Origin of the sequence: Xanthomonas sp. CPBF 426 (genome assembly GCF_903989465.1) — a bacterium.
Lineage (GTDB): Bacteria > Pseudomonadota > Gammaproteobacteria > Xanthomonadales > Xanthomonadaceae > Xanthomonas > Xanthomonas euroxanthea.
Genome location: NZ_LR861805.1, coordinates 2,102,094 through 2,124,560 on the forward strand (window position 1 = coordinate 2,102,094; position 22,467 = coordinate 2,124,560).

The following is a 22,467-nucleotide window of genomic DNA, read 5'->3' on the forward strand; positions in this document are numbered from 1 at the left end:
CGCGCCTATATCTGTGAGCCAGATCGCACGCTGAAGCGCACGTGAAGTCGGGCAGGTGATCGGCGGCCAAGCCGCCATGCAGTGGGAGGTGGAGCCGGGCGGCAACGTCCGTGTCCTGCACGATCACGCGGCCCGTTGACGGTGCCGCGCTAACCAGTCTTCCGTCGTCTTGCGTCCTGGGAGGGATTCAGATGTACAAGTTTTCAAGCCATGCCTCGGCAGGGACGGGCGTGCACGCACGTCGTACCCCGCGTTTGCGTCATTCCGCCATGGCCGTCAGCATCGGGCTGTTGCTCGCCGCACCGGTGTACGCCCAACAGACGCAGTCGCCCCCGACTGCCCCCGCCGGCAATACTGCCGGCAATACTGCCGGCAACGCGGTGGATCTGGATGCGGTGGAAGTGCGCGGTGTGCGCGCCAGCCTGATCAAGTCGCAGGTGATCAAGCGCGATGCCAGCCAGATCGTGGATTCGGTCAGTGCCGAGGACATCGGCGCCTTGCCCGACCGCAGCGTCACCGAGACCCTGCAGCGCGTCAGCGGTGTGACCATCGATCACTTTGCCGCGCGCAGCGACCCGGACCATTTCTCCGCCGAAGGCAGTGGCGTGATGATCCGTGGCCTGACCCAGGTGCGCGGCGAACTCAATGGCCGCGACATCTTCAGCGCCGCCAGCGGCCGCGGGCTGAGCTTCGAAGACGTGCCGGCCGAGTTGATGGCCGGGGTGGACGTGTACAAGAACCCCTCGGCGGAAATCATCGAAGGCGGCCTGGGCGGCACGGTCAATCTGCGCACGCGCATGCCGTTCGACAACCCGGGCCGGATCGTCGGTGGCAATGTCGATTACAACTACGGCGACATGAGCAAGAAGTACAAGCCGTCGGCCTCATTCCTGTTCAGCGACCGCTGGAACACCGGCATCGGCGAAATGGGCTTCATGATCGACGTCGCGCACTCGGAGCTGGCCACGCGCTCGGACGGCATCCAGGTGGAGCCGTACGTGCGGCGCACCGACGAGGCCGTGCTGGCCGGCAGCGGACGCAGCGAGGTGTTCGTGCCGGGCGGGGTGAACTGGCGTCAGCTGGATTTCGAGCGCAAGCGCGACGGCATCGCGGCGGCGTTCCAGTGGAAGCCCAGCGATGCCACCGAGATCTACGCGCAGTTCCTGCGCTCGCGCTACGAAATGAACTGGCAGGAGCGCGCCGCGTTCTTCAACGACAGCAACAACAGCATCACGCCGGCGCCAGGCACGACCTTCGACTACGACGATCGCGGCGGCTTCCTGCGCGGCTCGCCGGTGTCCAGCTCGTGGCGCGGGGTGCTCACCGGCGACGGCGTGCGCTTCAACACCGACAACCGCTATTCCGAACAGCGCACCACCACCACCGACATGTCGGTGGGTTTCAGCCACTTCTTCAACGACAACCTGCAGATCAAGGGCGATATGCAGCTGGTGGAGTCGGAGAACGAACAGCTGGATTTCACTGTGTTCAGTGCGACCTATCTGCCGGGCCTGTCGTATGACGTGTCGGGCAGGTATCCCAGCGTGCAGATCGCCAACCCGGCCTTCACCCAGGACCCGTCCAACTACTTCTGGGCGGCGGCGATGGACCACCTGGGCAAGAACCGCGGGCGTCAGCTGTCCACGCGCGTGGATCTGGAATACACCTTCGATGACAGCAGCTGGTTGCGCTTTGCGCGCTTCGGCATGCGCGCCACCGACCGCAACCAGATCAACAAGAATTCCGGCTACAACTGGGGCGTGATCTCCGACAACTGGGCCGCCATTCCGGGCACCAGCAACGGCCTGGCCAACATGTCCGAGTTCATGACCGACCAGTCGTCGTTGTTCACCTTCTCCGACTTTTTCCGTGGCGGGGTGAACGTGCCGACCACGCTGGTGGTGCCCAACAGCGGCCTGGTCAACAACTACGCCTCGGCCTCGCAGATGATCCAGCAGATCGTGGCGCTACGTGGCTACGGCTGGGCGCCGGACACGTATCAGCCGCAGGACACCAACCGGCAGCACGAACGCACCCAGGCCGCCTACGCGGCGCTGTACTTCGGCAACGACGAGGCCTGGGGCGTGCCGGTGGATGGCAACGTCGGCATCCGCGTAGTGCAGACCAAGACCCAGGCCGAAGGTTTCGGCCAGTTCCAGAACCTGGCCGGGCTCAATGTCTCGCCGGAACTGCAGGCGCGCTACACCGGGCAGTACTTCGAGAACAACTCGCAGGGCAGCTACACCAACGTACTGCCCAGCCTGAACCTGCGCCTGCGCTTCACCGACAGCCTGCAGTGGCGCTTTGCCGCCTCCAAGGCGATGGCGCGCCCGGACTACACCCAGTTGCAGCCGTATGTATTGCTCAACGTGGAAACCAACGACGCCGGCCAGGCGACCGATTTTGTCGGCACCGCCGGCAACCCGAACCTCAAGCCGATGGTGGCCAACCAGTTCGACACTGCGCTGGAGTGGTACTTCGACACCAGCGACATGCTGTACGCCACGCTGTTCTACAAGAAGGTCAAGGACTACTTCTCCACCCAGACCCGCAGCGAGATCTACGACAACCGTCCCTGGCTGGTGACGCGCCCGTACAACATGGACGAGGGCACCATCCGCGGCGCGGAGCTGGGCTATACCCAGTTCTTCGACCAGCTGCCGGGCTGGCTGAGCGGGTTCGGCGTCAATGCCAACTTCACCTTCGTCGACAGCCAGGGCGGCGCCAACACCGCCACCGACCCGTACACCAATACCACCGTCACCGGTGTCGAGCTGCCGCTGGAAGGCCTGTCGCGGCGCAGCTACAACCTGGCCGGCATCTACGAGAAGGGGCCGTTGTCGCTGCGCCTGGCCTACAACTGGCGCTCGCGCTACCTGCTGACCACCAGCGATGCGTCCACCCGTCTGCCCACCTGGGCCGACGACTACGGCCAGCTCGACGGCTCGTTCTTCTACCGCTTCAACGCGCACCTGCAACTGGGCGTGCAGGCCAACAACCTGACCAACACGGTGACCAAGGTGCTGATGGGGCCGACCTCCTACGAAGGCGGTGAAGTGGATCGGCGTCTGTATACGCGCTCTTCCTTCGTCAACGACCGGCGCTACTCGCTGGTGCTGCGCATGAACTGGTAAGCGCAGGCCGTCACGGAACTGCTGTGTCCGGGCTCGCGGAGTTGAGCCCGCTTTTGCCGATCCGGCCCGCCGGGTCGGCAATGCCAGACCCGGCGGGTTTGTCGGGGTTGCTATAGTTTTTACGAATAGCTTTCCAGGAATATTTCATTGGTGTGGCACGACGGCGCCGCCCTATGCTCCGGCCGCAGCCGCTAGGTAAGCCTTGTCAGGATTACCACGCATCGCAACCGCCCGGCCTTCCGGTCGTGGGCGGATGCGGGCCAGCACCAACGACGGGCAGGGCGTTCGCGCACCGACCCGCTAAAAAATTAGAAGTACATGCGTCCTGGGAGGGAGCACCATGTCAGTGCAACATCGCCACATTCCGGCAGGCCGGACTGTGGGTCAGCGTTCGATCCGTGATTTCCGCCGCTCCGCGATGGCCCTCAGTGTGGCCACGCTGTTGAGCGCGCAGGCCTACGCGCAGGATGCGACCACCACTGCCGCTCCGGCTCAGGACTCCACCACCCAGCAGCTCGACACCGTGCAGGTCACCGGCACGCGCAGCAGCGTCACCAAGGCGCAGCTGGTCAAGCAGAACGCCGAGCAGATCGTCGATTCGATCGTTGCCGAAGACATCGGCAAGCTGCCCGACAACAACGTCGCCGAGGCGCTGCAGCGCATCTCCGGCATCCAGATCACGCGCAACTACGGCGAAGGCAGCTCGATCGCCATCCGCGGTCTGACCCAGGTGCGTACCGAACTCAATGGCCGTGACATCTTCACCGCCAACGATGGCCGTGGCCTGAGCTTCGAGGACGTGTCGGCCGAACTGCTCGGCGGCGTCAACGTCTACAAGAATCCCTCGGCCGACATGATCGAAGGTGGCCTGGGCGGCACCGTCGACCTGCGCACGCGCCTGCCGTTCGACTACGACGGCCGCAAGATCGCCGGCAGCGTCCAGTACAACTATTACGACCTGGCCGACGACGGCAAGCCGGCGTTCTCGGGCCTGTTCAGCGATCGCTGGCAGACCGGCATCGGCGAGATCGGCCTGCTGGTGAACTACTCGCAGCAGAAGAGCCCGTTCCGCCAGGACACCATCTCGATCGAGCCGTGGTACACCCAGACCGATCTGCCGGGCTATGAAGGCCAGGGCGTGTCGGTGCCGCACGGCGCCGGCATCAACACCACCGTCGGCGAGCGTGAGCGCAAGACCGGTGCGTTCGCGATGCAATGGCGTCCCAACGATGCGGTGGAGGTCTACACGCAGGTGCTGCGTTCGGAATACGACTTCAGCTGGCACGACTATTCGTTCTTCGCCCTGACCGGCGCCAACCCGATGCAGGGCCTGCCCGGCATCGAAGTCAACGACCGCAACGAATTCGTCAACGGCGCGTTCCAGAACGTGCCGACCGAGTCCAACACCAGCCTGACCGAGCGGCATTCGGTGACCACCGATTACTCGCTGGGCGCCAAGTGGACGGTCAACGAGAAGCTGACCCTGAGCACCGACTTCCAGTATGTCGATGCCACCACCACCGGCACGCGCTACATCCTGTCCACCGGTCAGTCCACCAGCCCGCAGTTCAACGTCGACTTCCGCGGCGATCTGCCGCGCCTGTCGGTGACCGATGCCAGCGGCGCGGAAGGCTACCTGGCCGACGTCAACAACTACGACGGCTGGCGCTATCACCTGGACAACAAGGACGACAACAAGGGCACCGAGTTCGCCTGGCGCGCCGACATGGATCTGGCCTTCGACAGCGACTTCGTGCGCAGCTTCAAGGCCGGTGTGCGCTACACCGACCGCGATGCCGAGACCAAGGGCAATATCTATCGCTTCATGTGCATCAACAACTGCGCGGGTGCGCCGTTCTCGCAGTTCCCCAGCGTTGGTGTCGTGACCAATCCGATCACCGATTTCTTCCGCGGTGAAAGTCATGCCTTCGGCCCGACCCTGACCGCGTCCGATGCGGCGGTGGCGAACTATCGGCAGACCCTGGCCACCTTCGGTGCCAGCCCTCTGGAGTTTTCGCCCAACAACATCAACGCGCAGACCGAGAAGACCTACGCGGCCTACGGCGTGTTGCGCTTCGGCGTGGACAGCGATTCGATTCCGTTCGACGGCAACATCGGCGTGCGCGTGGTGCGGACCGAGGTCGGCTCCACCGGCGTGCGTACCGGCACCGACGGCGAGGGCGGCGGCCTGATTCCGGTGGACGCGCAGCAGACCTATACCGACGTGCTGCCGAGCTTGAACCTGCGCTGGATGCTGAGCGATCAGCTGCAGTGGCGTTTTGCCGCCTCGCGCGGTATCTCGCGTCCCACCTTCGATCGCCTCAACCCGAACCTGAGCCTGAGCACCGGCACCTCCAACGGCGCCTCGACCTTCACCGGCAGGGCGGGCAACCCCGATCTGGAACCGGTCAAGGCCGATCAGTTCGACACGGCGCTGGAGTGGTATTTCGGCCAGGGTTCGATGATGTACGGCACCCTGTTCTACAAGAAGGTCGAAGGCTTCATCGCCGACAGCGTGTTCAACGAGGTCTACGACGGCCGCGTGTGGCAGATCACCCGTCCGGTCAATGGCGATGCCGGCAAGATCCGCGGTGCGGAACTGGGCTACACGCAGTTCTTCGACTTCCTGCCGGGCTGGCTGAGCGGCTTCGGCCTGCAGACCAACTACACCTATGTCGACAGCGAGGCGCCGAGCCCCACCGCCACCGACACCAACGGCCAGGCGCTGACCGTGCCGCTGGAAGGCCTGTCCAAGAACAGCTACAACGCGATCCTCAGCTACGAAACCTCGCGCTTCCAGGGCCGTGTGGCCTACAACTGGCGCAGCGACTGGCTGGTGACCACCGCAGGCAACGGCACCGGCAATCTGCCGGTCTACAACAAGGGCTTCGGCCAGCTGGATGCCTCGCTGCGTTTCAACATCAATGATGTGTGGTCGATTTCGCTCGATGGCGTGAATCTGCTCGATACCCGGCGCGAAAGCTACCTGGGGACCGAGTCGCGCTACCGCGACTTCGTGATCAACGATCGTCGGTATGGCCTGACCTTGCGGGCCAGCCTGTAGAACGCGCCGTAGGAAGTGCGTCGCCGGTTCGGCGAGCTGTGCAGGCAGCCCGTCGGACCGGTGTTTTTCCTATCGACGGCGCGCCGTCGATCGCAAGGGAGCCGGAGGAATGATCGCTGTAATCGATCCGCCTACTGTGCGCCGCGTTACCGCAGCGATGCGGCCGGTCCGTGCGTGGCTGGCACTGCTGTTGCTGTTGCCGTTTTCGATCCTGCCGCTGCAGGCTGCCGATCCGGCGGTGCAGGGACCTTACCAGTGGCGCAGCGTCGCCATTGGCGGTGGCGGATTCGTCACCGGTGTGCTGTTTCATCCCGCCGAGCGCGATCTTGCGTATGCACGTACCGATGTCGGTGGCGCGTACCGCTGGGATGGGCGCGCGCAGCAGTGGGTGGCGCTGACCGATTGGCTGGGCGCCGACGACTGGAATCTGATGGGGATCGACGCGTTTGCGGTCGATCCTGCCGACCCGCAGGCGCTGTATCTGGCTGCGGGCACCTACATGCACGAACGTGCCGGCAATGCCGCGCTGCTGCGCTCGTTCGATCGCGGCCGCAGTTTCGAGCGTGCCGCGCTGCCGTTCAAACTCGGCGGCAATCAACTGGGCCGGTCCAATGGCGAACGCCTGGCGGTGGACCCGCACGACGGCCGTGTGCTGTTGCTGGGCTCACGCGATGCGGGCCTGTGGCGCAGCGACGATCGCGGCGCGCACTGGGCGCGGGTGGACGCATTTCCTGCCGAGGCCCTGGCAGGTGCAACCGCGCGCAATCATGTCGGACGCGAACAGGCAGTGGGCATTGCCTTTGTCGTCTTCGATGCCGCCAGTGGCCGCGCCGGTCGGCCGACCCCGCGCATCTATGTCGGCGTGTCCACCGCGCAGACCAGCCTGTATGTCTCCGACGACGCCGGCCGCAGCTGGTCGGCAGTGGCCGGGCAACCCAGGGGCCTGCGTCCCAGCCATATGGCCGGTGGCAGCGATGGGCAGTGGTACCTGAGCTACGGCGACCAGCCCGGCCCGGATCTGATGGCCGGTGGCGCGCTGTGGAAGTACACCCCGGCACTGGCGCGTTGGAGCGAGATCAGCCCGCTCGCGCAGCCGGCCAGCGGCGATGGCTTCGGCTGGGGCGCGGTGGCGGTGGATCCGCAACAGCCGCAGGTGCTGCTGGCCAGCACCTTCCGCCGTCGTAGCCCGCGCGATGAGCTGTTCCGCAGCGTCGATGGGGGGCGCAGCTGGACGCCATTGCTGGCTCGCGCGCAGTTCGATCACGGCGATGCGCCGTGGACCGCGCACGCCACGCCGCACTGGATGGGCGCGCTGGCGATCGATCCGTTCGACAGCAACCACGCCCTGTTCGTCACCGGCTACGGCATCTGGGCCTCGCGCAATCTGCAGCAGGTCTCTGCGCAGCAGCCGTTGCAGTGGTGGTTCCAGGATCGCGGGCTGGAAGAGACCGTGCCGCTGGATCTGCTCAGCCCGATGGCCGGCGCGCATCTGCTCAGCGCACTCGGCGATATCGACGGTTTTCGGCACGACGATCTGGAACGTGCGCAGCTGCAGTACGCCGGCCCGCGCCTGACCAATGGCGAAAGCATCGACGCCGCCGGGCAGGCCGCGCAGTGGGTGGTGCGCAGCGGCACCGTGCGCGATCGCCGCAACAACGAGATTCGTGCGCTGTATTCGCGCGATGGCGGCGCGCAGTGGACGGCATTCGCCAGCGAGCCGCCGGCCGGGCAGGGCGCCGGCAACATCGCCATTGCCGCCGATGCCTCGCAGGTGGTGTGGGCGCCGGACGCCGGCGGCAACTGGCGCACAGCCGATTTCGGCAAGCACTGGCAGCGTGTACAGGGGCTGCCCGAGACCGCGGTGGCAGTGGCCGATCGCGTCGATGCGCAGCGTTGGTACGCAGTGGATACCGCCAGCGGGCGCCTGTTCGAGAGCCGCGATGGCGCAGCGAGCTTTCGCGACACCGGTGCCCAGGTCGGCAGCCCGGCGCGCGACGAGCGTGCGCGTCCGCAGCTGCGCCCGGATCCATGGCGGGCGGGGGTGGTGTATCTGGCCAGCCCCACGCTGGGCGTGATGCGCTGGCAGGGCGGGCGTTTGCAGACCTTGTCCAAACCGGACCAGGCGCGTTCGCTGGGCATCGGCAAGGCGTTGCACGCGGGCGCACCGCCGGCGCTGTATCTGGCCGGCCGCGTGGATGGGGTGGACGGCGTGTTCCGCTCCGACGACGAAGGCGCGCAGTGGTTGCGCATCAACGACGACGCGCACCGGTTCGGCAAGCCGTACAGCGTCACCGGCGATCCGCGCATCCCCGGGCGCGTGTACTTCGCCACCGGTGGGCGTGGCATCTTCTACGGCGATCCACGATGAGCGCTGCGTCGCTGCGCGCGTCATCCCGCTGTCTTACCGTGTACGGCGGCGTGCGCCGTCGCATCGCTGCGCGCCGATTGGTCGCGCCGTCCCTGGAGATCATTGCATGAGCGCTTCCCTTATCCGTCGTGGCTGCCTGTTGGGCCTGGTCCTGGCCAGCCCCACCGCATTGGCACAACCGAGCTTGCCGTTGTTGTTTGCCGATGGCGCGGTACTGCAGCGCGATCAGGCCATGCCGGTGTGGGGTTGGGCCACGCCCAATGCCGACATCATGGTCAGCTTCGACGGCAAGCGGGCCACCGCCAAGGCCGATGCCAAGGGCCAGTGGAAGGTCAGCCTGCCCGCGCACAAGGCCGGTGGCCCCTATGTGCTGAGCGTGCAGGGCGACGGCGGCCAATTGCAGGTGCGCGATGTGCTGGTCGGCGATGTGTGGCTGGCCAGCGGGCAATCCAACATGGAGTGGCCGTTGGCGCAGGCCAGCGATGGTCCGCAGGCGGTGGCCGCGGCCAACGACCCGCAGTTGCGGCACTTCAAGGTGCCCAAGTCGTGGTCGCTGCAGCCGGAAGCGCGCCTGACCGGCGGCGACTGGAAGGCTGCCACGCCGGACAACGCCGGCGAGTTCACCGCAGTGGGGTATTTCTTCGCCAGGGAGCTGCGCGCCAGCACCGGCGTGCCGATCGGCATCGTCAACAGCACCTGGGGCGGCAGCGCGATCGAGGCGTGGATGGACGCGGCCTCGCTGGGCTTGAATGGCGAGAAGAACCAGGGCGCGATCGAGGCGATCAAGCAGCGCGATGCTGCCGCGCAGGCCGCCACCGGCAAGCGCATCGCGCGCTGGCCCAAGGTCGATGGCGACATGCCGCAGTGGCGCCAAGCGTCGTTCGACGACAGCGACTGGGACAGCATCCCGACCAGCCAGCAATGGGAATCCAGCGGCTATGACGGCATGGACGGCATCGCCTGGTATCGCACCACGGTCACCCTGAGCGCTGCCGAGGCCAAGGCCGGTATCGAACTGGGCGTGGGCCAGATCGACGATTCGGACATCACTTACGTCAATGGCCAGCAGGTCGGCACGACCGAAAAACAGTGGAACCTGCCGCGCGTCTACCAGGTGCCTGCCTCCGCCTTGCGTGCAGGCGTCAACCACATCGCGGTGCGGGTGGAAGATCTCAGTGGCGGCGGCGGCATGCATGGCCCGGACGAGCAGCGCTTCGTACAGACCAGCGCCGGTGCCAAGCGCGCGTTGGGCGGCTGGAAGTTCCGTCCCGCCGCCGTGCGCGTGTCGCTGGCCGACAACAAGAATCAGCTGCCCACGCTGCTGTACAACCAGATGATCCATCCGCTGCAGCCGTTCCCGGTCAAGGGCGTGATCTGGTACCAGGGCGAGACCAATGCCAGTGAGGCCGGCGCGGTGAAATACCGCGCGCAGTTCGCCGCGATGATCCAGCAATGGCGCGCCGAGCGCGGCGCGAAAACGCTGCCGTTCCTGTGGGTGCAGCTGGCCAACTTCAAGGCCGGTGGCGACAGGGGCGAGTTGAGCCCGTGGGCACTGTTGCGCGAGTCGCAGTCCAAGACGCTGGCGCTGCCGGCGACCGGGCAGGCGGTGATCATCGATATCGGCAACCCCACCGATATCCATCCGACCAACAAGCGCGATGTCGGCCATCGACTTGCGATTGCTGCACGTCATGTGGCGTACGGCGAAACGCTGGTGTACAGCGCGCCGGTGTTCAAGCAGGCGCGCTTTGACCAGGGCCAGGCCGTGCTGCGCTTCGATCTGCAGGGCAGTGCCTTGCAGCTGCGAAATGGTGGCGATGTGCAGGGCTTCCGCGTCGCCGGTGCCGACAAACACTTCCATCCGGCCACCGCGCGCATCGACGGCGATCAGGTAATCGTGCGCAGCGACGCGGTGGCTGCACCGGTCGCGGTGCGTTACGGCTGGAGCGAAAACCCGGAAGACGCCAACCTGGTCAATCGCGAACACCTTCCTGTTTCCCCCTTCCGCACCGATACCTGGTGACACGGAGTCTTATGTCCATGCATTCCCCCGTTGCACGTGTGATTACTCCTTCCACTGCACGCCGCTGCCTGCGTCCGCTGCTGCTGTCCGCGCTGACGTTGGCCCTGGCTGCGTGCCAATCCGGCGAGCAGGACGACAAAGCCAAGCCGGCCGCAGTCGCACCGACTGCCGGTACCGCAGCGACCGCACCTGCCGCGGCAGCGGCGCCGGCTGCGCAGACGCCGATGCCGCAGTTCGTCAGCAAGGACGGCAAGCACGCGTTGATGGTCGATGGGGCGCCGTTCCTGATCCTGGGCGCGCAGGTCAACAACTCCAGCAACTATCCCGGCGTGATGGACAAGGTGTGGCCGGCGATGCAGGTGCTGGGCCCGAACACCGTGCAGGTGCCGATCGCCTGGGAGCAGGTCGAGCCGGAAGAAGGCAAGTTCGATTTCTCCTTCGTCGATACGCTGCTCACGCAAGCGCGCGAGCACAAGGTGCGGCTGGTGCTGCTGTGGTTTGCGACCTGGAAGAACAACGGCCCGGCGTACGCGCCGCACTGGGTCAAGACCGACAACCAGCGCTTCCCGCGCGTGGTGACGCGCGAGGGCAAGGCGATCGGGTCGCTGTCGCCGCATGCGCAGGCCACCCTGGATGCCGACCGCAAGGCCTTCGTGGCCTTCATGCAGCATCTGAAGCAAGTCGATCCGCAGCACACCGTGATCATGATCCAGCCCGAGAACGAGCCGGGCACCTACGGCAGCGTGCGCGACTTCTCGCCGATGGCGCAGAAGCTGTTCGACGGCCCGGTGCCGGACGCACTGCTCAAGCGCCTGAACAAGCAGCCGGGCAGCTGGGCACAGGTGTTCGGTGCCGATGCGGACGAGATCTTCCATGCCTGGTCGATCGGTCGCTACATCGACCAGGTGGCCGAGGCCGGCAAGGCCGAATACCCGCTGCCGATGTACGTCAATGCCGCGTTGCGCGGCCCGTTCAATCCCGGCCAGCCCGGCCAGTACGCCAGCGGCGGCCCCACCGACAACGTGCTGGACGTGTGGAAGGCGGCCGGCCCGCATATCGATCTGCTGGCGCCGGATATCTACATGCCCGAGTACCGCACCTACACCACGGTGCTGGAACGCTACGCCCGCCCGGACAATGCGCTGTTCGTCGCTGAAACCGGCAACCGCCCCGAATACGCACGTTACCTGTTCCCCGCGCTGGGCCATGATGGCATCGGCTGGTCGGCGTTCGGCATGGATTACACGCGCTATTCCAACTACCCGTTGGGTGCCAAGCACGTCAACGAAGAAACCCTGGCGCCGTTCGCGCTGGGCTTTGACCTGGTCAAGCGCGGCATGCGGCCGTTCGCCAAGGCCGCCTCCGAAGGCAAGCTGCACGGCACCGCCGAAGAACCCGGCCAGGCCGTGCAGGAGCTGAAGCTCAACGACCGCTGGAGCGCCACCATCACCTACGGCGTGCCGCAGTTCTGGTTCAAGGGCGAGCCGCCGGGCAACCCCGAGCCGATCGGTGCGGCGTTGATCGCCGAGCTGGGTCCGGACGAATTCCTGGTCACCGGCTATCACGTGCGCGTGACCCTGCATCCGGCCAGCGAGGCGACCGCCAACATGCTCTACGACCGTGTCGAGGAAGGCGTCTACGAAGGCAGCGACTGGAAGTTCGAGCGCAACTGGAACGGCGACCAGACCGATTACGGGGTCAACTTTTCCAGCGCGCCGCAGCTGCTGAAGATCAAGCTGGCCACCTACAAATAAGCCTGGTCGGCCGCGTGCTGCACAGCCCGACCGCTGCGCAGCACGCGGTCCGCCAGGTTGAATCCACTGAACCATGCGCTGCCGCCCCCGCGGCACCGTTTCGTAATTCCAAGGGAGTGAACATGCAAACCATCAACCGTTCCGCCGGCCATGCGCCTGCCACCCGACGTACACCGCTTGCCCAGTGCCTGGCGTTGTCGCTGGCCCTGCTGGCCAATGCCGCGCACGCGCAGGAAGTGCGCAAGGCCGCCGACGGCGTCACCGTGGTGCCGAGCGCCAAGGGCGCCGCACCGGTACGTCTGCAGGTCGTCGACGCCGGCATCATCCGCGTCAGTGCCGACCCGGATGGCGACTTCGCGCGCAGCCCCAGCCTGATGCGTGTGCCGGTGCAGGGCGATGGCAGCTTCCAGCTGGCCGAGCAGGGCGACAGCGTGCAGCTGAAGACCGGCAAGGTCACCGCCACCGTCTCCACCGTCGATGGCCACGTCAGCTTTGCCGATGCCAATGGCAGGCCGGTGTTGTCGGAAGTGGCCGGCGGGCGCAGCTTTGCCCCGCTGAAGATGGAAGGCAAGCAATACCTGACCGTGCGTCAGCGCTTCCAGTCGCCCGACGACGAAGCGCTGTACGGCTTCGGCCAGCACCAGCAGGGCTGGATGAACCAGAAGGGCCGCAACGTCGAGCTGCAGCAGAACAACATCGACATGGCGGTGCCCTACCTGGTGTCCAGCCGCAACTACGGCCTGCTGTGGGACAACAACTCGATCAGTCGCCTGGGCGACCCGCGTGGCCTGCAGCCGCTGCCCAAGACGCTGAAGTTGTACGACGCCAAGGGCAAGGCCGGTGCGCTGACCGCGCGTTATGCGATCGATGGCAAGCAGATCGTCGAGCGTCGCGAGAGCGAGGTGAACTACCAGTACCTCAGCGACCTGACCAAGTATCCGAAGAAGGCGATCACCAAGGACAAGAACAGCCGCATGCAGGTCACCTGGGAGGGGCAGATCGAAGCGCTCACCGGTGGCGAGCACACCTTCTCGCTGTATTCGAGCGAGTACGCCAAGCTGTACGTGGACGGCAAGCTGATCGTCGATCGCTGGCGCCAGAACTGGAACCCCTGGAATCACGAGTTCAAACTGGCGCTGGAGCCGGGCACGCGCCACACCGTCAAGGTCGAGTGGGACCTGATCGACCCCAGCTACATCGCGCTGCTGCATCGCGACCCGCTGCCGGCCGCCGAAGCGAAGGACCTGTCGCTGTGGTCCGAAGCCGGCCAGATGATCGACTACTACTTCGTCTCTGCCGACTCGTACGACCAGGCCGTGGCCGGCTACCGCGAACTCACCGGCAAGTCGGTGATGCTGCCCAAGTGGGCGTATGGCTTCTGGCAGAGCCGCGAGCGTTACAAGAGCCAGGACGAACTGGTCGGTGCGGTGGCCGAATACCGCAAGCGCAAGCTGTCGCTGGACAACATCGTGCTCGACTGGTCGTACTGGCCCGAGAATGCCTGGGGCTCGCACGATTTCGACCCGCAGCACTTCCCCGATCCGGATGGCATGGTCAAGGCCGTGCATGACATGCATGCGCAGATCATGATTTCGATCTGGCCCAAGTTCTATCCCACCACCGCCAACTACAAGGAACTGGACGCGGCCGGTTTCATGTACAAGCGCAATGTCGAAGTCGGTGAGCTGGACTGGATCGGCAAGGGCTACAAGAACTCGTTCTACGATCCGTATTCGGAAAAGGCGCAGGCGATCTACTGGCGCCAGGTCAACGAAAAGCTCAACAGCAAGGGCTTCGATGCCTGGTGGATGGACGCCGACGAACCGGACGTGCATTCCAACCTGGACATCGGCGAGCGCAAGGCACGCACCACGCCCAACGCACTGGGCTCGTCCACCGAGTACTTCAATTCCTATCCGCTGCCGCACACCCATGGCGTGTACGTGGGCGACCGCGCGGCCGACGACAAGCGCGTGTTCATCCTCTCGCGCAAGGGCTATGCCGGCACCCAGCGCAATGCAGTGGCGGTGTGGAGCGGCGACATCGTCTCGCGTTGGGACGACATGCGCGACCAGATCTCCGGGGGCGTCAACATGGCGTTGTCGGGCCTGCCCAACTGGACCTTCGACATCGGCGGCTTTGCGGTGGAGAAGCGCTACGAGAACCAGGACCCGGCGCATCTGCCGGAGTGGCGCGAACTCAACACGCGCTGGTTCCAGTTCGGCGCATTCGTGCCGATCTTCCGCTCGCATGGTCAGTTCCCGTACCGCGAGATCTGGAACATCGCCCCCGAAGGCACGCCGTTCTACGACAGCATGGCGTACTACAACCGCCTGCGTTACGCGTTGCTGCCGTACATCTACAGCCTGGCCGGCGATACCTACCAGCGCGATGGCGTGATCATGCGCGGCATGATGATGGACTTCCCGAACGATCCCAAGGTCCGCGACATCAACGACCAGTACCTGTTCGGACCGGCGTTCCTGGTCGCACCGGTCACCCGCTTCGGGGCCACCTCGCGTCAGGTCTATCTGCCGGCCGGCAGCAGCTGGCTGGATTTCGCCACCGGCAAGCGCTACGAGGGCGGCCAGAGCATCGAGGCGGCCGCGCCGATCGAGCGCATGCCGTTGTTCGTGCGCGCAGGCTCCATCGTGCCGACCGGCCCGGTGCAGGAATACGTGGACCAGATCCCGGATGCGCCGCTCACCGTGGTGGTCTACACCGGCGCCGATGGCCAGTTCTCGCTGTATGAGGACGACGGCAAGGGCTACGGCTACGAGAAGGGCGAGTTCAGCCGCATCCCGTTGGTCTGGAACCAGGCCAAGGGCGAGCTGAGCATCGGCAAGCGCGAGGGCAGCTGGACCGGCATGCAGGCCAAGCGCACCATCAACGTGCGCTTCGTCGATGGCCCGCGCGACGATGCCGGTGCGCTGGAGCCCAGGACCGATGCCAGCATCCAGTACGACGGCAAGCCGGTCAGCGTGTTGCAGCGCAAGATTGCGTCCGGCAAAGCGCGTCGTCGATGATCGCAGGCTGTCTTCAGTCGATGAGCAAGCAGATGCCGGAACGCCGCAAGGCAGTCGCGGGCGGTTCCGGTGAGGCAGCACGGCGGTGGCCGTGCTGACCCGTCGCGAACTGTGCAAGGCAACCGGGGCCGCGATTGCGGTCCTGGGCGCTGCGCCGGTTGCCGTGCAGGCTGCCGCATCGTCCAGACACGCCGCGTTGCCGGCCGCGGCGCCCGCCGATGCCTTGCAGCTGTGGTACCGCGAACCGGCCAACGAGTGGGTGCAGGCGCTGCCGGTCGGCAATGGCCGGCTGGGCGCGATGGTGTGGGGCGGCATTGCCCACGAGCGCCTGCAACTCAACGAGGACACGCTGTACGCAGGCGGCCCGTACGACGCCACCAGCCCCGACGCGCTGGCGGCCCTGCCACAGGTGCGCGCGCTGGTGTTTGCCGGGCGCTATGCCGAGGCCGAGACACTGGCCGACGCCAAGCTGCTCTCGCGTCCGCTCAAGCAGATGCCGTATCAACCGCTGGGCGATCTGCTGCTGGACTTCGATCGTGCCGACGGCATCAGCGAGTATCGCCGTCAGCTCGATCTGGATACCGGCGTGGCCACCACCACGTTTCGCTCCGGCGGTGCTGTGCACACGCGCGAGGTGTTCGTGTCGGCGCAGTCGCAATGCATCGTGGTGCGCCTGTCCTGCGATCGGCCCCGCGCGATTTCCCTGCGCGTGGGCATCGACAGCCCGCAGACCGGCGAGGTCACGGTGGAGCAGGGCGGGCTGTTGTTCAGCGGTCGCAACGGCAGTTTCGCCGGCATCGAGGGCAAGCTGCGTTTTGCCTTGCGCGTGCTGCCGCAGGTCAAGGGCGGCACGCTCAGTGGCCTGCGCGACCGTCTGCGCATCGAAGCGGCCGATGAAGTGGTGCTGCTGCTCACCGCCGCCACCAGCTACCAACGCTACGACGCTGTCGATGGCGACCCGCTCGCCTTGACCGCCGCAAGCATGCAGAGGGCGGGCAAACTGGATTACGCCGCATTGCTGCGTGCGCATCTGGCCGATCACCAGCGGCTGTTCCGGCGCGTGGCGATCGACCTGGGCAGCAGCGACGCAGCCAAGCTGCCCACCGACGAACGCGTGCAGCGTTTTGCACAGGGCAACGATCCGGCGCTGGCCGCGCTGTATCACCAGTACGGCCGTTACCTGTTGATCTGCAGCTCGCGGCCCGGCACCCAGCCGGCCAATCTGCAGGGTATCTGGAACGACCTGATGCAGCCGCCGTGGGAAAGCAAGTACACCATCAACATCAACACCGAGATGAACTACTGGCCCAGCGAGGCCAATGCGCTGCACGAGTGCGTCGAACCGCTGGAAGCCATGCTGTTCGATCTGGCCAAAACCGGCGCGCACACCGCACGCGCGATGTACGACGCACCGGGTTGGGTGGTGCACAACAACACCGATCTGTGGCGCCAGGCCGGGCCGATCGATGGCGCCAAGTGGAGCCTGTGGCCGATGGGCGGCGTCTGGCTGCTGCAACAGCTATGGGATCGCTGGGATTACGGCCGCGACCGTGCCTATCTGGGCAGGATCTATCCCCTGTTCAAGGGCGCGGCGGAGTTCTTCGTCGCCACGCTGGTCAAGGATCCGCAGACCGGCGCGATGGTGACCAACCCCTCGATGTCGCCGGAAAACCAGCATCCGTTCAACGCCGCGCTGTGTGCCGGCCCCACGATGGATGCGCAGCTGCTGCGCGATCTGTTCGCCCAATGCATCGCGATGAGCAAGCTGCTCAAGGTCGACGCTGCCTTCGCGCAACGCCTGGGTGAATTGCGCGAGCAATTGCCGCCCAACCGCATCGGCAAGGCAGGGCAATTGCAGGAGTGGCAGCAGGACTGGGACATGCAGGCGCCGGAGATCCATCACCGCCACGTCTCGCATCTGTACGCGCTGCATCCATCCAGCCAGATCAATCTGCGCGATACGCCCGAGCTAGCGGCTGCCGCAAGGCGCACGCTGGAAACCCGTGGCGACAACACCACCGGCTGGGGCATCGGCTGGCGGCTGAACCTGTGGGCGCGGCTGGCCGATGGCGAGCATGCCTACCGCATCCTGCAACTGCTGATCTCGCCCGAACGCACCTACCCGAATCTGTTCGACGCGCATCCGCCGTTCCAGATCGACGGCAACTTCGGCGGCACCGCCGGCATCACCGAAATGCTGCTGCAAAGCTGGGGCGGCAGCGTGTTCCTGCTGCCCGCCTTGCCCAAGGCCTGGCCGCGCGGCAGTGTGCGGGGCTTGCGCGTGCGCGGCGGCGCCAGCGTGGACCTGCACTGGGACGGCGGTCGCCTGCAGCAGGCCCGCGTGCACAGCGATCGTGGCGGGCGCTATCAACTGTCTTACGCAGGGCAGACCCTGGACCTGCAACTGGGCGCCGGTCGCACCCAGCAGGTGGGCCTCAACAACAACCGATTGGTGATGCAATGAGCTTGTACGTAGGACTGGATGTGGGCACGCAGAGCGTCAAGCTGGTCGCCTACGATCCGCAGGAGCGCGCCGTGGTCGCCACGATCGCCGCGCCGATGGAGCTGATCAGCCGCGACGATGGCACCCGCGAGCAGCAGGCGCAGTGGTGGATCGACGGCATCGTGCATTGCTTCGCCCAGCTCGATGGCGAGCAGCGTGCGCGGGTGCGCGGTATTTCGGTCTCCGGCCAGCAGCACGGCTTCGTGCCGGTGGCCGCCGATGGCAGCGTCACCGCACCGGTGAAGTTGTGGTGTGACACCAGCACCGCGCTGGAATGCGACGAAATCATGGACGCGGTGGGTGGCGCGGCAGGCAGCGTGGCCGCCGCCGGCAACCCGATCATGGCCGGCTACACCGCCTCCAAATTGCCATGGACGCGCAAGCATCGTCCCGAGGCGTATGCAGCGATGACCACGGTGATGCTGCCGCACGACTACGTGAACTTCTGGCTCACCGGCGAGCGCTTTGCCGAAGTCGGCGATGCCTCCGGCACCGGCTGGCTGGACGTGCGCACACGGCAGTGGTCCGAACGCATGCTCGGCGCGGTGGACGCACAGCGCGACCTGCGCGAGGCATTGCCGCCGCTGGTGGAGACCGGCGCGGTCTATGCCTTGTCCGACGCAGCCGCCGACGCATTGAACCTGCCGGCCGGCGTGCGTGTCACCACCGGCGGCGGCGACAACATGATGGCCGCGATCGGCACCGGCAACGTGGTGCCCGGTCGCCTGACCATGAGCCTGGGCACCTCGGGCACCTTGTTCGCCTACGCCGATCACCCGGTGGTGGACGAGGACGCACGCTGGGCCGCGTTCTGTTCGTCCAGCGGCGGCTGGCTGCCGCTGATCTGCACCATGAACTGCACCGTCGCCACCGAGGCGGTGATGCGCATGTTCTCGATCACCCGCGAGCAGACCGAGGACTTGATCGCCAGCACCACGCCGGGCGCCGATGGCCTGGTGCTGCTGCCGTTCTTCAACGGCGAGCGCACGCCCAATTTGCCGGACGCCCGCGGCTGCCTGTTCGGCATGGACCTGCACAACACCACCGCCGCGCATTTCTATCGCGCCGCAATGGAAGGGGCGACCTACAGCCTGCGCAACGGCTTCGATGCCTTTGTCGCGGCGGGTCTGCAGTTCGACACCATCCTGCTCACCGGCGGCGGCAGCAAGAGCGCGCAGTGGCGGCAGATGGTGGCCGATATCTTCAACCTGCAGGTCGTGGTGCCGACCCAGCCCGAAGGCGCTGCCTTCGGTGCCGCGCTGCAGGCCTTGTGGGCCTGCGATCGCGATGACGGCGGTACGGACGCGTTGTCGGATGTGGTGCTGGAGCATCTGCAGGTCGACGACAGCCTGTCAGCGCGCCCGGATCCGCAGCGCGTGGCCCAGTATCAGCAGCACTACCAGCACTTCCTCAAGCACCTGCATGTGATCAGCCCGCTCTACGCCGGCTGATCGACACGCTTTCTACAACTCCCCCAGCAGCAAGGACATTCCACCCCATGAGCAACACCGTCTACATTGGCGCCAAGGAATATTTTCCCGGTATCGGCAAGATCGGCTTCGAAGGCCGCGACTCGGACAACCCGCTGGCCTTCAAGGTCTACGACGCCAACAAGCAGATCGGCGACAAGACCATGGCCGAGCACCTGCGCTTTGCCGTGGCCTACTGGCACAGCTTCTGCGGCAATGGCGCCGATCCGTTCGGCCCCGGCACGCGCGCGTATCCGTGGGATATCGGCAACACCGCATTGGACCGTGCCGAAGCCAAGGCCGATGCCGCGTTCGAATTCTTCACCAAGCTCGGCGTGCCGTATTACTGCTTCCACGACATCGACCTGTCGCCCGATGCCGACGACATCGGTGAGTACGAGCGCAACCTCAAACACATGGTCGGCATCGCCAAGCAGCGCCAGGCCGACACCGGCGTCAAGCTGTTGTGGGGCACCGCCAACCTGTTCTCGCACCCGCGCTACATGAACGGCGCATCGACCAACCCGGACTTCAATGTGGTGGCGCGTGCGGCGGTGCAGGTCAAGGCCGCGATCGATGCCACCGTCGAGCTGGGTGGCGAAAACTACGTGTTCTGGGGTGGCCGCGAGGGCTATGCCTGCCTGCACAACACCCAGATGAAGCGCGAGCAGGACAACATGGCGCGCTTTTTGACCCTGGCACGCGACTACGGCCGTGCGATCGGCTTCCAAGGCAACTTCCTGATCGAGCCCAAGCCGATGGAGCCGATGAAGCACCAGTACGACTTCGACAGCGCCACGGTGATCGGCTTCCTGCGCCAGCACGGCTTGGACCAGGATTTCAAGCTCAATATCGAAGCCAACCACGCCACATTGTCGGGCCACAGCTTCGAGCATGACCTGCAGGTTGCCAGCGATGCCGGCCTGCTCGGCAGCATTGATGCCAACCGCGGCAACCCGCAGAACGGCTGGGATACCGACCAGTTTCCGACCGACCTGTACGACACCGTCGGGGCGATGCTGGTGGTGCTGCGCCAGGGCGGGCTGGCACCGGGCGGGCTGAATTTCGATGCCAAGGTGCGCCGCGAGTCGTCCGACCCGCAGGACCTGTTCCTGGCGCATATCGGCGGCATGGACGCGTTCGCACGCGGGCTGGAAGTGGCCAATGCGCTGCTGACGTCCTCGCCGCTGGAGCAGTGGCGCGCCGAGCGTTACGCCAGCTTCGACAGCGGCGCCGGTGCGGAGTTTGCCAACGGCAGCAGCACGCTGGTGGATCTGGCCCAGTACGCGGCCGATAACGCGCCCAAGCAACTCAGCGGCCGCCAGGAAGCCTACGAGAACCTGATCAACCAGTATCTGACGCGTTGATGTCCCGTGGCCGGCGGCGCAGTGCGCGTCGCCGGCCGATGTCGGCCGCCCCCGTGGCCGCTCCTTTGCATGCTTCCAGGTGAACCCATGTCCAGTGTCTCCATAGACGGCGCCCCCGATGCCGGCGAGAACACCCGTTTCATCGTCCTGATCAGTTGCGTAGCCACGATCGGCGGTTTTTTGTTCGGTTTCGATAGCGGCGTGATCAACGGCACTGTCGATGGCCTGAAGCAGACCTTCAATTCCAGCGCCGCCGAGACCGGGTTCGAAGTCGCCTCGATGCTGCTGGGTTGCGCCATTGGCGCCTTCTTTGCCGGCCGTCTGGCCGACCGCTGGGGCCGCCGCGCGGTCCTGATCATTTCTGCGGCGCTGTTCCTGCTCTCGGCCATTGGCGCTGGGGCCTCGCACAGTTCCGGCTTCTTCATCTTCGCCCGCGTGATGGGCGGCTTTGCGGTGGGCGCGGCCAGCGTCATCTCGCCGGCCTACATCGCCGAGGTCGCCTCCGCGCGCTATCGCGGCCGGCTGGCCACGATGCAGCAGATCGCCATCATCAGCGGGCTGTTCTGCGCGTTCCTGAGCAACTACCTGCTGGCCAACGCCGCCGGTGCCTCCACCGAGCCACTATGGGCCGGGCAGGCCGCCTGGCGCTGGATGTTCTGGATGCAGGCGGTTCCCTCGCTGCTGTTCCTGTTGCTGCTGCTGGTCATCCCGGAGAGCCCGCGCTACCTGGTGGTCAAGGGCCGCCGCGAGCAGGCGCTGGTGGTCTTGAAGCGCCTGTACGGCAACGCCGCCGCGCAGACCAAGCTGGCCGAGATCTCGGCCTCGATGTCGGCTGACCAGCACAAGCCCAAGTTCTCCGACCTCATCAACAAGGCCACCGGCAGGATCCGCCCGATCGTCTGGATCGGCGTAGGCCTGGCGGTGTTCCAGCAACTGGTCGGCATCAACGTGGTGTTCTATTACGGCGCCGTGCTGTGGCAGGCGGTGGGCTTCTCCGAACAGGACGCGCTGCTGATCAACGTGCTCTCCGGCGGCCTGAGCATCGGCGCCTGCCTGGTCACGGTGATGCTGGTCGACAAGGTCGGCCGCAAGCCGCTGCTGTGGATCGGCTCGGCCGGCATGGCGGTCTCGCTGGCCCTGGTGACCTATGCCTTTGCCACCGCCTCGCTGGACCCAAACGGCAAGCTCGCCATGTCCGATGCCATGGGCATGCTCGCGCTGGTGGCCGCCAACGTCTACGTGGTGTTCTTCAACGCCTCGTGGGGCCCGGTGATGTGGGTGATGCTGGGCGAGATGTTCCCCAACCAGATCCGTGGCTCGGGCCTGGCCATTGCCGGCGCCGCGCAGTGGACCTCCAACTTCGCCATCACCGTCAGCTTCCCGATCCTGCTCGGCAGCATCGGCCTGGCCGGCGCCTACGGCATCTACACCGTCGCCGCGTTCATCTCGGTGTTCTTCGTGCTCAAGTACGTCTACGAGACCAAGGGCAAGGAGCTGGAGCAGATGGAGGGCTGATCTCTCCCGTTATGCTGATATCGGCATGGATGACGAACAAGGCCGCGCACTGCGCGGCCTTATTCGTTGACGGTCTCGCCTGGCATCTTGCCGATGTCTCGCTTGCCTGCATCGCTGCAGGCGCCTCAATCGCGCCGGCTGTCATCGTTGGGCTGGATGCGGTGCATGCGCCTCCTCGCGACTGCTCGCAGCTCTGGCCTCTGCTGTGTCAGGCGACCCGATTCCCGCGTGGCCCAACGCACCA

10 protein-coding genes are annotated in these 22,467 nt (G+C 65.9%); all 10 read left to right on the plus strand.

What is annotated here, in order from left to right:
• The first annotated feature begins 191 nt into the window (after positions 1 to 191).
• Complete coding sequence (locus H7A87_RS09090; RefSeq protein ID WP_119128402.1) at positions 192 to 3,134, plus strand: TonB-dependent receptor; 2,943 nt, start codon at positions 192 to 194, stop codon at positions 3,132 to 3,134.
• Positions 3,135 to 3,474: 340 nt separating this feature from the next.
• Positions 3,475 to 6,198 carry a TonB-dependent receptor gene (locus H7A87_RS09095; protein WP_119128403.1) on the plus strand — a complete coding sequence of 908 codons (2,724 nt, stop codon included), beginning with the start codon at positions 3,475 to 3,477 and terminating at the stop codon, positions 6,196 to 6,198.
• 109 nt (positions 6,199 to 6,307) lie between these two features.
• The gene (locus tag H7A87_RS09100) at positions 6,308 to 8,566 is read left to right on the plus strand and encodes a cellulase (RefSeq protein ID WP_119128404.1); all 2,259 of its coding nucleotides are present in this window, start codon (positions 6,308 to 6,310) and stop codon (positions 8,564 to 8,566) included.
• 106 nt (positions 8,567 to 8,672) lie between these two features.
• Entirely contained in the window at positions 8,673 to 10,589 is a 1,917-nt protein-coding gene (locus H7A87_RS09105; protein ID WP_119128405.1) for a sialate O-acetylesterase, read from the plus strand.
• 83 nt (positions 10,590 to 10,672) lie between these two features.
• Complete coding sequence (gene galD / locus H7A87_RS09110) at positions 10,673 to 12,343, plus strand: GH35 family beta-galactosidase GalD (protein ID WP_119128455.1); 1,671 nt, start codon at positions 10,673 to 10,675, stop codon at positions 12,341 to 12,343.
• A gap of 122 nt (positions 12,344 to 12,465) precedes the next feature.
• Entirely contained in the window at positions 12,466 to 15,369 is a 2,904-nt protein-coding gene (locus H7A87_RS09115; RefSeq protein WP_119128406.1) for a TIM-barrel domain-containing protein, read from the plus strand.
• 91 nt (positions 15,370 to 15,460) lie between these two features.
• Positions 15,461 to 17,833 (plus strand): glycoside hydrolase family 95 protein, encoded by a 2,373-nt coding sequence (locus tag H7A87_RS09120; protein ID WP_180496955.1) that lies wholly within the window; start codon positions 15,461 to 15,463, stop codon positions 17,831 to 17,833.
• Complete coding sequence (gene xylB / locus H7A87_RS09125; protein WP_119128408.1) at positions 17,830 to 19,323, plus strand: xylulokinase; 1,494 nt, start codon at positions 17,830 to 17,832, stop codon at positions 19,321 to 19,323. The genes H7A87_RS09120 and xylB overlap by 4 nt, the downstream gene beginning before the upstream one ends.
• A 47-nt stretch (positions 19,324 to 19,370) precedes the next feature.
• On the plus strand, positions 19,371 to 20,708 hold the full coding sequence (gene xylA, locus H7A87_RS09130; RefSeq protein WP_180496956.1) for a xylose isomerase: 1,338 nt from the start codon (positions 19,371 to 19,373) through the stop codon (positions 20,706 to 20,708).
• 87 nt (positions 20,709 to 20,795) lie between these two features.
• A complete protein-coding gene (locus H7A87_RS09135; RefSeq protein WP_180496957.1) occupies positions 20,796 to 22,223 on the plus strand; it encodes a sugar porter family MFS transporter in 1,428 nt (475 codons plus the stop codon).
• The last annotated feature ends 244 nt before the right edge of the window (positions 22,224 to 22,467 follow it).